Annotated in this window: 19 protein-coding genes; all 19 read left to right on the plus strand. The window is 28.1% G+C overall.

The window, feature by feature from the left end:
• The first annotated feature begins 64 nt into the window (after positions 1 to 64).
• The 19 genes from rpmG to DW911_RS00695 all read left to right on the plus strand — a co-directional run bounded on the left by rpmG (position 65) and on the right by DW911_RS00695 (position 14,384).
• Positions 65 to 214 (plus strand): 50S ribosomal protein L33, encoded by a 150-nt coding sequence (gene rpmG / locus DW911_RS00600; protein WP_118430964.1) that lies wholly within the window; start codon positions 65 to 67, stop codon positions 212 to 214.
• A gap of 47 nt (positions 215 to 261) precedes the next feature.
• Positions 262 to 876 (plus strand): MBL fold metallo-hydrolase, encoded by a 615-nt coding sequence (locus DW911_RS00605; protein WP_118607348.1) that lies wholly within the window; start codon positions 262 to 264, stop codon positions 874 to 876.
• A 72-nt stretch (positions 877 to 948) separates the two neighbouring features.
• Positions 949 to 1,911 carry an ATPase, T2SS/T4P/T4SS family gene (locus tag DW911_RS00610; protein WP_118430968.1) on the plus strand — a complete coding sequence of 321 codons (963 nt, stop codon included), beginning with the start codon at positions 949 to 951 and terminating at the stop codon, positions 1,909 to 1,911.
• Positions 1,904 to 2,908: a type II secretion system F family protein gene (locus DW911_RS00615; protein WP_118607349.1), complete on the plus strand. Its 1,005-nt coding sequence runs from the start codon at positions 1,904 to 1,906 to the stop codon at positions 2,906 to 2,908. The genes DW911_RS00610 and DW911_RS00615 overlap by 8 nt, the downstream gene beginning before the upstream one ends.
• Positions 2,909 to 2,920: 12 nt before the next feature.
• Entirely contained in the window at positions 2,921 to 3,238 is a 318-nt protein-coding gene (locus DW911_RS00620; protein WP_118430972.1) for a competence type IV pilus major pilin ComGC, read from the plus strand.
• Entirely contained in the window at positions 3,225 to 3,632 is a 408-nt protein-coding gene (locus DW911_RS00625) for a type II secretion system protein (protein WP_158568139.1), read from the plus strand. The genes DW911_RS00620 and DW911_RS00625 overlap by 14 nt, the downstream gene beginning before the upstream one ends.
• A 159-nt stretch (positions 3,633 to 3,791) precedes the next feature.
• The gene (locus tag DW911_RS00635) at positions 3,792 to 4,274 is read left to right on the plus strand and encodes a prepilin-type N-terminal cleavage/methylation domain-containing protein (protein WP_118430975.1); all 483 of its coding nucleotides are present in this window, start codon (positions 3,792 to 3,794) and stop codon (positions 4,272 to 4,274) included.
• Positions 4,252 to 4,578, plus strand: coding sequence for a hypothetical protein (locus tag DW911_RS00640; RefSeq protein WP_118430977.1), 327 nt, complete (start codon positions 4,252 to 4,254; stop codon positions 4,576 to 4,578). Before DW911_RS00635 ends, DW911_RS00640 begins: the two co-directional genes overlap by 23 nt.
• Before the next feature lie 66 nt (positions 4,579 to 4,644).
• Entirely contained in the window at positions 4,645 to 5,202 is a 558-nt protein-coding gene (efp, locus tag DW911_RS00645) for an elongation factor P (protein ID WP_118430979.1), read from the plus strand.
• A gap of 68 nt (positions 5,203 to 5,270) precedes the next feature.
• On the plus strand, positions 5,271 to 5,735 hold the full coding sequence (locus DW911_RS00650) for a SpoIIIAH-like family protein (protein ID WP_118430981.1): 465 nt from the start codon (positions 5,271 to 5,273) through the stop codon (positions 5,733 to 5,735).
• 53 nt (positions 5,736 to 5,788) lie between these two features.
• Positions 5,789 to 6,133, plus strand: a complete 345-nt coding sequence (locus tag DW911_RS00655; protein WP_158568141.1) for an Asp23/Gls24 family envelope stress response protein — start codon at positions 5,789 to 5,791, stop codon at positions 6,131 to 6,133.
• 97 nt (positions 6,134 to 6,230) lie between these two features.
• Complete coding sequence (gene nusB / locus DW911_RS00660; RefSeq protein WP_118430985.1) at positions 6,231 to 6,629, plus strand: transcription antitermination factor NusB; 399 nt, start codon at positions 6,231 to 6,233, stop codon at positions 6,627 to 6,629.
• Positions 6,630 to 6,636: 7 nt separating this feature from the next.
• Positions 6,637 to 7,938, plus strand: coding sequence for an exodeoxyribonuclease VII large subunit (gene xseA / locus DW911_RS00665; protein WP_233542977.1), 1,302 nt, complete (start codon positions 6,637 to 6,639; stop codon positions 7,936 to 7,938).
• A 12-nt stretch (positions 7,939 to 7,950) separates the two neighbouring features.
• Complete coding sequence (gene xseB, locus DW911_RS00670) at positions 7,951 to 8,190, plus strand: exodeoxyribonuclease VII small subunit (protein ID WP_118430989.1); 240 nt, start codon at positions 7,951 to 7,953, stop codon at positions 8,188 to 8,190.
• Entirely contained in the window at positions 8,174 to 9,022 is an 849-nt protein-coding gene (locus DW911_RS00675; protein ID WP_118430991.1) for a polyprenyl synthetase family protein, read from the plus strand. Before xseB ends, DW911_RS00675 begins: the two co-directional genes overlap by 17 nt.
• A 3-nt stretch (positions 9,023 to 9,025) precedes the next feature.
• Entirely contained in the window at positions 9,026 to 10,900 is a 1,875-nt protein-coding gene (dxs, locus tag DW911_RS00680) for a 1-deoxy-D-xylulose-5-phosphate synthase (RefSeq protein ID WP_118430993.1), read from the plus strand.
• Complete coding sequence (locus tag DW911_RS00685) at positions 10,881 to 11,684, plus strand: TlyA family RNA methyltransferase (RefSeq protein WP_118607351.1); 804 nt, start codon at positions 10,881 to 10,883, stop codon at positions 11,682 to 11,684. The genes dxs and DW911_RS00685 overlap by 20 nt, the downstream gene beginning before the upstream one ends.
• Before the next feature lie 8 nt (positions 11,685 to 11,692).
• A complete protein-coding gene (gene recN / locus DW911_RS00690; protein ID WP_118430997.1) occupies positions 11,693 to 13,351 on the plus strand; it encodes a DNA repair protein RecN in 1,659 nt (552 codons plus the stop codon).
• Positions 13,352 to 13,406: 55 nt separating this feature from the next.
• Positions 13,407 to 14,384, plus strand: a complete 978-nt coding sequence (locus DW911_RS00695) for a SpoIVB peptidase S55 domain-containing protein (protein WP_118430999.1) — start codon at positions 13,407 to 13,409, stop codon at positions 14,382 to 14,384.
• The last annotated feature ends 111 nt before the right edge of the window (positions 14,385 to 14,495 follow it).

The raw sequence follows: 14,495 nt of genomic DNA on the forward strand, positions 1-14,495 counted from the left end.
AGTATTTAAAAAATATTTATGATATGATGTATAACGAAAGTTTTATGGATACGGAGGTGTAATCATGAGAGAAAATATCATTTTAAAATGTACTGAATGTGGTGAAGAAAATTATATTAATACTAAAAATAAAAGAAATCATCCAGATAGAATGGAAGTAAATAAATACTGTCCAAAATGTAATAAAAAAACAGTTCATAAAGAAAAAAAATAAGCTTTGGCTTATTTTTTTTATATGTTTAAACATTGAAAGGAATATATATGAAAGTCATACAATTAACTTTAGGAATGATGCAAAGTCATTGCTATATTATTTATAAACATAATCAAGCTATCATTATTGACCCCGGTGATGAACCAGAAATAATACAAATGCATCTTAGTCAAAATCAGTTAAGTCCGATTGCTATTATGCTTACACATGGACATTTTGATCATATAGGAGCGGTAGATTATCTTGTTGATCTATATCATATTCCTGTTTATTTGCATCAAGATGATGAAAAAATGGTATATGATAGTCAATTAAATTTATCTTATTTCAATCAACCATTTGTTTTAAAAAGTAAAGTTCAACATATGGGAAAAGAGATTACATTAGGAGATTTTTACTTTAATATTATTCATGCACCAGGACATAGTGAAGGTTCAGTCTTAATTTTATGCAAAGAAGAACATATACTTTTTTCAGGTGATGTTATTTTTAAAGATTCCATTGGGCGTTGTGATTTCCCTGGTTCTTCCTTTAAACAAATGCAACAATCACTAAATACAATAAAAGAAATAAAAGTTGATTACGTGCTTTATCCTGGACATGGGTTACAAAGCACTTTACAAAATGAAAAAAAGCATAATCCTTATCTAAGTTCTATTTAAATCTAAATAGAACTTTTTTTTCATTTTTTTGAAGAAAAACATCTCTTTTTTTTATATATAAATATAGGAGGGATGAATGTGAATCAATATTATGAAAGACTTATTTATAATGCTATTGAAAAGGGGGTATCCGATATCCATATTCATGCGAGTCATCATTCCAAGATACTGTTTAGAACAAGTGGAAAACTTGTTGTTTGGGAAAAATTAAAGCTAGATTATGCCAAAAGGATTGTCAATTATATTCGATATATTTCTAAAATTGATATGAATTATCGTAATAAACCACAAACAGGACATTTAGTTTACAATTTAAAAGGGAAAAAATATAATTTGCGGGTTTCTTCATTAGTAGGAAAAGATGATGATACAATCGTTATTCGAATATTAAATAATCATCAATCATTATCTATTGATATGCTAACTTCTATTAAAAAGGTGCAAAATTTTTTATTTGATATTGTAAGCGAGGATCATGGCTTATTTGTTATTAGTGGTGCAACTGGATCAGGTAAGTCAACAACCTTGTACACACTGTTAGATACAATTTATCAACAAAAACAACGTAATATTATCACGCTTGAAGATCCTATTGAAATTGATAAAAATTATTGTTTACAAATTCAACTTAATGAGAATCAAGGAATCACCTATGATGAATCGCTAAAACAAATTTTAAGACATGATCCAGATGTTATCATGATTGGAGAAATTCGTGATGAAATAACTGCACACTTAGCTTTGACATGTGCTTTAACAGGTCATCTTGTCCTAACGACAATCCATGCCAGTAATTGTAGGAGTACAATAAAACGTTTAGAGAATTTAGGAATTAATCGTATTGATTTACAAGATGTTTTAGTAGGAATCATGACTCAAAAGATGACTTTTAATGAAAAAGGGCAACATATTATTTTACCGGAATTTATGAACAAGCAACAAATCGATTCTTTCCTTCAAAAACATAACACATCATACTTTGATTTTGAGCAAGCAACACAATCGTTAAACGATTTAGGTGTATATAATGAATGAACAACTTATTGATTTGTTAGAAAGTTTTGCTCGTTTTATTGAACAAGGGTTTAATATTCAAGATATTGCCGTGTTTATTCAGCCTATTGATCAAATTGGATTTGTTGAATCTTTAAATCAGTGTATGAATGAGGGATTGAGTATTGATGATGCTTTACAAAAATGTAAATTGCCACATTATTTTTTAGAGTACTATCAGTTTTTTAAATTACATTTTTCTTTAAGCGAAACATTGTTAAAAACTTTAAAAATATGTAAAAAAAGAAATGAAATAAAAAGGTCTTTAGTTAAAAGATTAACTTACCCTGTTTTTATGATTGTTTTTTTAGTTATTTTTTCTATTTTCGTTTTAGTGTTCTTATTACCACAAGTAGAAAATCTATTTATTGAATTTAATATTGAAAAAAGCATCTTAGTTAAAATTGTTTTTATATTATTAAAATTTATACCCTGGATAGTTGTTTTAACCCTCCTTTGTTTGGGGTCTATTACTTTTTTTACTTTATTTTCAATAAAACAGCAAAGGTATGATTATATTGATTTTTTGATCAGTCATACTCATGTTATGAGTAAATTAATTAAAAAATATTATTCAATTAAATTTGCGATTTATTACAATGAACTATTAGAAAATCATTATGACGCATTGTCTATCATTGAAACGCTCTATCAACAAATTGATGACAGTGATATAAAAATGATTGTTTATGAGCTTTATCATCATATTTTAGAAGGACTAAGTATTGAAGATGTCATTAATGAATTTGACTATTTTGAAATGGAATTTAAGCATTTTTTCAGTTTGATTATGAATAATCAAACTTATGATATTCAATTAGATGATTATATTCTTTACTCTACAAAACAAATAGAAATGAAAGTAAATAAAATGATAAAACTATTTGTTCCGTTAATTTATGGCTTTGTATCATTGTTTGTTATTACAATTTACATATCTATTGTGATACCAATGATGAATGTTGTCAGTACATTATAAGGAGGATAAGTTATGAAACATGTTCGTCACCAACAAGGATTTACATTAATTGAAATGATCTTTTGCATCAGTGTTATTTTAGTTATTTTACTTCTCGTCATTCCTGAAGTAACATCAAAAAATAGATTAGTCAAAGAAAAAAGTTGCGACGCTCAAATCGAAGTTGTCAATTCCCAAATCATTTTATACGAAATCGACCATGGTGAGTTACCTACATCAATGTCACAGTTAACATCAGGAGCTCATCCATACTTAAAAGAAAAACAAGCTATCTGTCCTTCAGGGTTAGCAATTTCAATCTCTGATGGAGAAGCTTATGTCTCAAAATAAAGGATTTACAATGATTGAAATCATTTTTACATTGTCTATAATTTTAATATTATCCAGTTTCACATTGTATAATACAAAAAAAGAAGTAAAAGTTTCTTATCAAAATGTTAAACATAATATCTCAAATATTATTGATGAAGCTAAAGACACTGCATTAACACAACATATCCAGATTAATTTAGAATTTAACTATAATAAAATTTCGTATACGTATAATAATAAGACCTATCGTTACGTATTACCTCATGAATATTCATTCGAACATATAGAAAAAGTATACTTTAATCAAAATGGATCTATTAATCAAGCTAATCATATTAATTTGCGATTTCACGATAAAGTGTATTCAATTGTTTTTCATTTAGGGGCAGGTGATTATTATTTTAAAGAATAAAGGTGCTACTCTTGTTGAAACACTACTCGCTTTTTCTATTTTTATCTCATGTATTGTACTTCTTATTTCATTTTATGTTTTAGGTCATAAACAAAATACAAACATATTTAAACAATATGATCATTATCTGTTATCTCAAGAAAAAAAGGAAAAAGATTTATGGATTCAAGAAGATTACCATGCTCTGATGAATACGGTTTTACGTTAATTGAAGTTTTATTGTCATTGGTTATTACTTTAATGATTGTAATAAACAGTGCAACGATTATTGGGTTTGTTTATAAAAGCCAAAATCCAGAAATAATTGACTCAAAATTACAGAATGCTATGAAAATATTAAGTCAAAATATCGTAACAGGATATGATTATCAATATGGGCGTGAATTAAATTTTAAAAATGAAAAAGATGAAGAAGTTTCTATCTTTTTAGATTCCAAAAACAGATTAATTATGACACCTGGACATTATATATATTGTCATGATATCGAAAGTGTTAATTTTTATAAAAAAGATCACTTGATCTATATTGTTCTTACTACAAAAAAACATCAAAGTACATTTTTAATAGGGAGTGATTATGACGAACCAGAAGGGGACGGTACTGCAAATAACACTTATCATGCTTTTTATTATTACCTTTAATATTTTAACGATTTTTAATTACTGCATTATTCAAGCTAAAGCGATAAAAAGAATTGAATTAATTGATCAACAACGCATATTGGAAGTGACGCTTATCGCATATTTTAAAAATGAAGTTAAAAATAGTTTATTATTGAGTGATGAATATATTGAGGATAATAAGATAGTAAAATACATAGTTGATGATATGGGGGATGAGTATGAAATAACTGTAGAAGAAACAAGCGGTTTTAATGTGATAATGAAAATATCACTAGATAAAAGCAAATTTAAAGTAAATAAAATAAGCTATGAATCAAAATGAAACTATTCACTTTGTAATGAATTTTTGTTATAATGCATAAGAAAAATCATTGTAAAGGAGAATATTATGATTAACGTTAGTGATTTAAGACCAGGTACAACTTTTCAATACGAAGGTAATTTATATACTGTATTAGATTATTCTCACAATAAAACAGCACGTGCAGCTGCGAATATTAAAATTAAAATGAAAAATATGCGCACAGGATCAACTACTGAAATGACTTTTGGTGGGAATGACAAAGTACAAAGAGCTCAAATAGATAAAAACAAAATGCAGTACCTATATAATACAGGGGATGCATTAGTTTTTATGGATAATGAAACTTATGATCAAATTGAGATTCCTGCAGATAATTTAAAATGGGAATTAAACTTCTTAAAAGAAAGTGATGAGGTAGAAGTAACAAGTTTTGAAGGTGAAGTATTAGGAGTTGCTTTACCAATTAATAAACCATTTAAAGTTATAGAAACTGAACCAGCCGTAAGAGGAGATACTGCAACAAGTGCTACTAAAAGTGCAACAATTGAAACAGGTTTCCAAATCAAAGTTCCTTTATTTATTAGTGAAGGAGAAGAAGTTGTTGTTAATACAGTAGATGGTAAATATCAAGGTAGAGCATAAGCGCTAGATTATAGCGCTTTTTTTCATATTTTATTCATTTATTCATATGATAGATTAGGAGGTCACATATGAATAAACAAGCCATCACATTTTTATCTTTATTTTGTTTGATTTTAGTTTTATCAGTCTATTATATTATTATTCCTCCTCAAGATGATCAACACGTATCAACATCATCCTCAACATTGTCTACAATTGCTTCGATGCAACAAAATCTAAATGATACCAGACAATCATTGATTAACGAAAATAATGATATTATTGCCTCTTCAAAATCAAAACAATCACAAATTAATAGTGCTTTAAATCAAATTGCCAAAACAAAAGAAATAATTGCTAAAGAAAAAGAATTAGTTACTATCATTCAAAATAACGGTTATAAGGAAGCTTATGTAGAAATAAAAGATACCTGTATAAAAGTAGTTGTAAATAAAAAACAGGCAACAAGTAAAGATGCAAGTCGTATTATTAAGTTGATTAACGAACAAATGGGGACTGAATATGAAATAGAGGTAAAATTTATTACTGAGTAACTTGAATATTTTGCTTATTTTATATAAAATATGTATATAAAGGAGCAATGTTTATGAGTCAAGAATATTATACAATTGAAAATAAAAATAATTTAGGTGAACGTCATATTTCAACTAATGCTTTTCATTTAACTGCAGTTAATGTTATTAATGATATTGAAGGTGTTGATTTTGAAGGTGGAACAAAAAATATGATTCCTGGAATCAAAGATTCTTTAACTGTTAAAATTAATGATCATAATCAAGTAATTATTCAAGCTAATGTGGTTGTTAATTATGGTGTTAATGTAGGTAAAACAGTAAATAAAATTCAAAATAATATTATTAATGCAATTGATGAAATGATGGGATTTAGAAATGTAAAAGTTAACGTAAATGTTAATGATATTAAATTCTAAGAATTGCCAAAAGGCAGTTCTTTTTTTATCGATGAGATTGTTTAATTTATAGATAAAATATGGTAAAATATTCATATATTTTGGAAGGTAGGATAAAATGAATAAAGTAAGAAAAAAAGTAATTAGAGAAAAGGCAATTATTGCCGTTTATCAATATTTATTAACACAAGTAAACAATGATGAAATTGATGCATTTTTGCTTAATGATAATACATTTAAAAATAATGAAGAAGAGTTAAAATTATGTAAAGAACGAATTAATAGCACAATTGATCATTATGATGAATATGTTAATAAAATCAAACCACATTTAAAAAAAGGATGGACTATTCAGCGTTTATCAAAAATGGAATTAGCTATTTTATTGGTTGCTGTAGATGAATTACAAACAGAAAATAAAAGTGTTGTCATTAATGAAGCGGTCGAATTAACAAAAAAATATTGTGACGATGATTCTTACAAATTTATTAATGGAATTTTAAACAACATTGGATAGAAAATATGTGACTGTATCTGCGCTAAATCGTTATCTTAAAGCTAAAATAGATCAAGATATTCAGTTACAGTCAATCATGATAAAGGGCGAAATCTCAAATTTGAGGTACCATCGATCAGGGCACGTCTACTTTACTTTGAAAGATGAAACTGCAAGTATTAAGGCAGTGATGTTTGCTTCAAATGCAAAAAAGTTAAAAATATCATTAAAAGATGGTGATAAAGTTTATGTTGAAGCTAATACATCTGTTTACCAAATTAGTGGTGAATGTCAACTCATTGTAAAAAACGTAGAATTGGAAGGTGTGGGAGCCCTTTTTTTACAATTTGAGCAGTTAAAACAAAAGTTAGCCAAAGAAGGCTTGTTTGATGAAGGACATAAAAAGTCAATTCCTTCATTTCCAACAAAAATAGCTGTTCTGTCATCATATCCCAGTGCGGCATTGATGGATGTTGTAAGAACTATCAAATCAAGATTTCCTATTGTAAGGATCGTTATTTTCCCAATACCTGTACAAGGGAAAGACGCTTATAAAGAAATAATGAAGACTCTTCGTTATGTTGATACGCTAAAGTTACATACAATTATTATCGCACGAGGTGGCGGAACAATTGAACAACTATGGAATTTTAATGAAGAGGATCTAGCACGTACGATATATCAATGTCAAACACCTATTATTTCTGGAGTAGGTCATGAAATAGATTTTACTATTTGTGATTTTGTTAGTGATTTAAGAACCGCAACACCAACATATGCCGCTATGGCTGCAACACCAGATATAAAAGAATTAGAAAAAAATGTTGCTTATTACCAATATAATCTTAAACAGCTTATGAATCATATTATATCTGTTAATAAAAAACAAATTGAGCAAATCAAGTCTTTTTATTTATTTAAAAATCCTGAGAAGTTATTTGCCGATTATCATAATCAAATTGTTTTATATCAAGATAAACTTTTAAATTCTTTTAAATATATGTTGTTATCACAAAAAAATTTATACTATCAATCTCAAAAATCATTTATTCATCTTTCTGAACTATTATCACTTAAAATGCATAATCAGTTAGATTCAATAAATGACAGGTTAAATAATAGTATGAAACAATCATTTAAACATCGACAAGAGCAATTTTACTACACAGTTTCTAAGTTAAATGCATTGAGTCCTTTAAAAACATTAGAACGAGGGTACTCAATTGTATTAAAAGATAATAAAAATATTAATAGTATTCATCAATTAAAACCTCATGATGAAATTGAAATACATCTTAAAGATGGTCATTGTAAGGCACAAATTAAGTAGGGGGAAAAGTAAATGGAAAATAATTTAAGTTACGAAAAAGCTATAAAGCGATTAGAAGAAATTATTCATCTTTTAGAAAATGAAAATACATCACTTGATCAAAGTGTTGAATTATTCCAAGAAGGAATCAAATTATCAAAATTATGTTCAGATAAACTGGCCAGTGTGGAAGATAAAGTTGCTAAAATACTAGTTGATGGACATTTAGAAGATTTTAATATTGAGGAGCAAAAAAATGGAAACAATGCTTAATGAAATCAATGAAAGATTAAGTCATATTTTAGACACTTATCCTGATTGTCAAACAAAAAAAGCAATGTATTATTCATTAAACGCTGGTGGCAAAAGAATAAGACCTACTTTAATGCTACTTGCGTTAAAAAGTTACGATATAAATTATCATCCCTATATAGATATTGCTTGTGCCTTGGAAATGATTCACACTTATTCTCTTATACATGATGATCTTCCTGGAATGGATAATGATGATTTAAGAAGGGGCAAGCCTACTTGTCATAAACAATTTGATGAAGCAACAGCCATACTTGCAGGTGATGCTTTGCTTAATGAAGCAGTTAATATTATTATTGATGCTCACTTAGATGATAATAAAACAATTAAACTCATTAAATGCCTTTATCAATCCAGTGGATTAAATGGTATGATTTATGGACAACAACTAGACATTGAAAATGAAAACAAAGAAATAGACATAGATACATTAAGGAAAATACATCATTATAAAACAGGAAAACTTCTTAGTTGCTCATTAAAAATGGCAGCTATTATTGCAAATGAAAAAGACCAAGCTGTTTGGGAAAAAATAGGCTTCAAAATTGGGTTAGCTTTCCAAATTCAAGATGATGTTTTAGATGTAATCGGTGATGAAAAAATCATAGGTAAAAAAACAGGTAGTGACCTTCAAAATCATAAAGTGACTTATGTTTCTCTTTATGGTATTGAAAAATGTCAGGAATTAGTAGATCAGTTGTTCAATGAAGCTATACAGTTATTGTACTCATTAAGAATTAATCACGGATTAATGTTATGTATATTTGAAAAAATAAGGAAAAGAGTGAGATAATACGTGGATGTAAAAAATATTAAAGATCCATTGTTTTTAAAGGACCTCAACAATGAACAATTAAATGATTTGGCTAATGATATACGTCAATTTATTATTCAATCTGTTTCCCGTACAGGAGGACATCTATCAAGTAATTTAGGTATTGTAGAATTAACTATTGCTTTACATTATGTTTTTAACTCTCCTACAGATAAAATTTTCTTTGATGTAGGGCATCAAGCATATGTACACAAAATATTAACGGGGCGTGCTAATGAATTTGACACGCTTAGAAAATACCATGGTTTGTCAGGCTTTCAAAAAAGGTGTGAAAGTCCACATGATGTTTGGGAAGCAGGGCATTCATCAACTGCATTATCAGCAGCAGTTGCGATGGCAGTTGCTCGAGATTTAAATCATGACAGTTATCATGTTGTTCCTGTTATTGGCGATGGAGCAATGGTTGGTGGTGAATCTTTAGAAGCACTTAATCATTTAGGGTCTATTGAAAATAAAGTAATCATAATTCTTAATGATAACCAAATGGCTATTACTAAAAGTATTGGTGGGTTTAATAATTTTTTATCAACAATTAGGTTAAGTGATACTTATCATCATTTTAAGGATGATTACAAAAATGCACTTAGTAAAGGAAAAATAGGAACATTTATTTATCAAATTTCTAAATCTATAAAAGATTTTATTAAACACGGTTTAATTGATGATACGATTTTTGAAGATTTTGGAATTGATTATTTGGGTCCGGTTGATGGACATAATATAAGTGAACTCATTCGAGTGTTTAATATTGCAAAAATCTCTGATAAAAGTGTAGTTGTTCATGTTATTACTAAAAAAGGGAAAGGATATTTACCAGCAGAAAATGATAAAGCAGGCAAATGGCATGGAACTGAACCGTTTAATATTAGTGATGGATCAAGTAAAACATCGCCTAGTTCCAAGATAAGTTGGTCTCAAGTTCTAGCAGATCATGTAGAAAAATGGATGGAAAAAGATAAAGATATTGTTGCAATCACACCAGCAATGATTAATGGTTCTGCTTTACAATCAATTTTTCAACATTATCCACAAAGAAGCTTTGATGTAGGTATTGCTGAAGAACATGCACTAACTTTTACTGCCGGTTTATCAATCAGTAGAAAAAAGCCATTTATATCTGTCTATTCATCATTTATTCAACGTGCATATGATCAAATAAATCATGATATAACAAGAATGAATTTACCTTGTTTAATTGCTGTTGATCGTGCAGGAATTGTAGGCAGTGATGGTCCTACACACCATGGTGTTTTCGATTTATCTATTTTAACGCCATTACCTCATATAGTTATTTTTGCTCCTAAAGATGCTAAAGAAGCAAAATTATACATAAATACAGTATTTATGAATTTTTATCATCCATATGTTGTTCGTATTCCAAGAGGTAAAGTTGAAAATTGCATACTAAATTTAAATGACACTATTCAAATAGGCTCATGGACTATTGAAGGTGTAAAAGAAAACTATGATATAACTATAATTTGTTATGGGGATAATGTTGATCGCATTTTAACTTTACAACAACAAAGTTTTAAAATAAGAGTTGTTAATGCACGTTTTATTAAACCGTTAGACCAAAATATTCTTAAATCAGTAATGAATGATGATAAACCTGTCATTGTATATGAAACTGATTTAAAATTAGGATCTTTAGGAGAACATATAGCATCTTTTTGTAATGATTATGGTATTTCTAAAAAATTCAAACATATTGCAATCGATGATCATTATTCTCCTCAAGGCTCTCTTGATGATATATATCGAGAAGAAAAAATAGACTTAGATAGTGTTTTACAATGTTGTAAGGAGGTTCTTCATGAAGAAAGAAAGAATTGATGTATTATTAGTCGAACAAGGTTTTTTTGACTCGCGAGAAAAGGCAAAAAGAGCAATCATGGCAGGTATTGTCCACGATGACTATGACATTATTGATAAACCTGGAACGAAAATACCTGTAGATTCTAATTTACATGTAAAGGGAGACATTTTACCTTATGTTTCACGAGGCGGTTTAAAACTAGAAAAAGCAATTAAAGAATTCAACATTAATTTGAACGATTGTATTATGGTAGATATCGGTTCATCAACTGGTGGTTTTACAGATTGTGCTTTGCAAAACGGAGCTAAATTAGTTTATGCAGTTGATGTTGGAACAAATCAATTAGTATGGAAATTACGAAACGATCCTCGTGTTATTGTAAAAGAACAAACTAATTTTAGATATGCTACAAAAGATCTTTTTAAATCAGGAATTCCATCAATTGCTACTATTGATGTTTCATTCATTTCTTTAAAACATATATTTAACGCTTTAAAAGATATATTATCCTCAGGTGATCATGTCATTGCATTAATTAAACCTCAATTTGAAGCAGGAAGAGACGATGTTGGAAAAAATGGAATTATTAAAGATAAAAATGTACATACTAGAGTTATTGAAAATGTTTTATCTTATGCAAATGCTGATCATTTATTTTTACAAGACCTTTCTTTTTCACCTATTACTGGGGGACATGGTAATATTGAATTTCTAGCCCATTTTGTTTTTGATGGAGAAAATAATAATAGTATTGATATTCAGACAATTGTTGATGAAGCACATTTATGCTTTAAAGGATAGGTGAGAATATGCTTAATAGTTTATATATTGAAAATTTTGCAATTATCGATCGTTTAACAATAGATTTTTCTGAAAGTATGACTGTATTGACAGGAGAAACTGGTGCTGGAAAATCTATCATTATTGATGCCATTGGACAATTACTTGGTGAACGCAGTCAAACAAGCCTTGTAAAAAAAGGATCTAAAAAAGCATTTATTGAAGGTGTTTTTTCTCTAAATCATCCTACTTTAGAACTTACTAAAGAATTTGAAATTTACGATTTGCAATTAGATGAAGAAATTGTGGTTTCTAAAACAATAAAAGATGATGGGAAGGCATCTATGAAACTCAATTATCGCACTGTTTCCCAAAGTGTAATTAAAAAGTTGATTCCTTATATTATAGATATTCATAATCAATTTGATACCCATCAATTATTTAACCCTCAAACTCATTTGGCTATTTTAGATCAATTTATTGGTAAGAAAATAAATGAAATATATAATCAATATATTAATCATTATCATCAGCTAGTATCTTTAAAAAAGAAAAAAAATACTTTAGAAAATGAAGTTCTCAGTGACGAACAACTTGATTTTTATCGAACACAAATTAATGAAATTAATGAAATTGATTTAGAAAACATTGATGAAGAATATTTATTAAAAGAAAAGCAAAGAATACAAAATTATGAGAAAACAAAACAAAGAATGGATCAATATAATGAATACGTTGATGGATATCAGGGTGCAATAAGTCAATTAAAGAACGCTTTAGACCAATTGCAATACTTAACAGATGATTCTCATTTTGAAAACTTCTATAGCAAAATATATGATTTATACTACAATTTGATAGATGCAAATGATAATTTAAATAACTACTACCAAGAATTTAATTTTGATGAAAACTATATTAATGAAATCCAAGAAACATTATTTACTTTAAATAAACTTAAAAGAAAATATGGACAAGATATTGAATCTATTAAAAAAAGCAAAAATGAAATTCAAGAAAAAATTGATCATTTTCATGATAGAGATCAAATTCTTATTAATTTAAATAATGAAATTACAGAACTTACTAAACAAAGTCAAAAAGAAGCTCAACAAATGTCAGATATAAGAAAAAAATATGCTCATCAATTTGTCGATTTAGTAAGTAGCATCCTAAAAAAATTATATCTTGAAAATGTACGTTTTGACTTTCAATTTGACCAAGTAGAACTCTCTCAAAACGGTATAGACAATGTCACAATGATGATTTCTACTAATCCAGGGCAAGATTTACAACCATTACACAAAATAGCTTCAGGTGGTGAATTATCACGGATCATGCTTGCTATTAAAACTGTATGTAATCAGTTTACTTCTATTGAAACGATGATTTTTGATGAAGCTGATACCGGTGTAAGTGGCAAAGTAGCTGAAAGTATCGGTAAGATTATGCATGAAATTTCAAAAAAACAACAAGTTATATGTATTACTCATTTAGCGCAAGTTGCTGCTTTTGCAGATCATCATTTGTCAATTGAAAAAAATGCTAATAAAGATCAAACAACTGTAACGATCCATGAACTATCACAAGAAAAAAGTATTCATGAAATTGCAAAAATGATTTCTGGTAAAGATGTTACAGAAGAATCATTAAATCATGCTCGTAAATTAAAACAAAATAGCGTATAAATAAAAGCATAGATGCCAAAATATATTGTAGCCATGCTACAAAAAGGAGGTGTCTATGCTTTTAAAAAAGCTAACAGTTTCCTTAATTGTTCTATTATTAATCATTATAAATATTACGTCAATATTTGGATTAGATGTCTATCTAGGTGGTGAATCAGTAGGGGTAGTTCTCAATTATAATGGTGTCTTAATAACTGGAGGTTATGATATTGAAATTGATGGAAAAAAATATAATCCATTAGATTATGATTTCAAAGTGTTGGATTTGATTACAAAAGTTAATGGAAAAAAAATAGAAAATATTGAATCATTAACAAAAGTATTTGAAGACAACCAAGATCATTACCAAATAACATTATTGAGAAATCAAGTTGAATTAAATAAAACACTTTTAATACAACGTCATCAAAATGAATTTAATTCCGGTTTATATGTAAAAGATGCATTAAGTGGATTAGGAACGATGACATATTACAACCCTCACACTCGTCAATTTGCCTGCTTAGGTCATGAAATGAATGATCACGGTATCCAACTCAATAACGGGACTATTTATCAAGCTTCTGTTCATTCTATTAAGAAAAGTCAAAAAGATCAAATTGGACAAAAAAACGGGAAAATTGGTCAATCTAAAATAGGGACAGTTTTACAAAATAATGATTTTGGTATTTTTGGACAATACGAAATTCCAATGTCAGATTCCAATAAAATCGAGACATCCTCAATGGAAGATGTCAAATTAGGAAATGCTTACTTTCTTACATCGCTTAATGATAATAAAGTAACGAAATGTGAAATAGAAATCACTTACTTGCAAAAACAGTCTGTCCCTCAAGAAAAAGGAATACAATTTAAACTTATAGATCAAAATATTCTTCATCAAACTGGAGGTATTATCCAAGGAATGAGTGGTTCTCCGATTATTCAAAATGGTAAATTAATAGGCTGTGTAACACATGCTAATTCAAGTAATCCTGTAATAGGATATGGTGTGTATATTGACTGGATGATTAATAATGAAGAAAAGAAATGACTCTGTCATTTCTTTTCATTTTGACAAAAAATACCTTTAATATGAAATAAATGTCAGAATATTTTTATAATACGAAAATATTAATTACGTTTTTCCATAATACAGTAACGT

Origin of the sequence: Erysipelatoclostridium sp. AM42-17 (assembly GCF_003480255.1) — a bacterium.
Classification (GTDB): Bacteria; Bacillota_I; Bacilli_A; order Erysipelotrichales; family Coprobacillaceae; genus Faecalibacillus.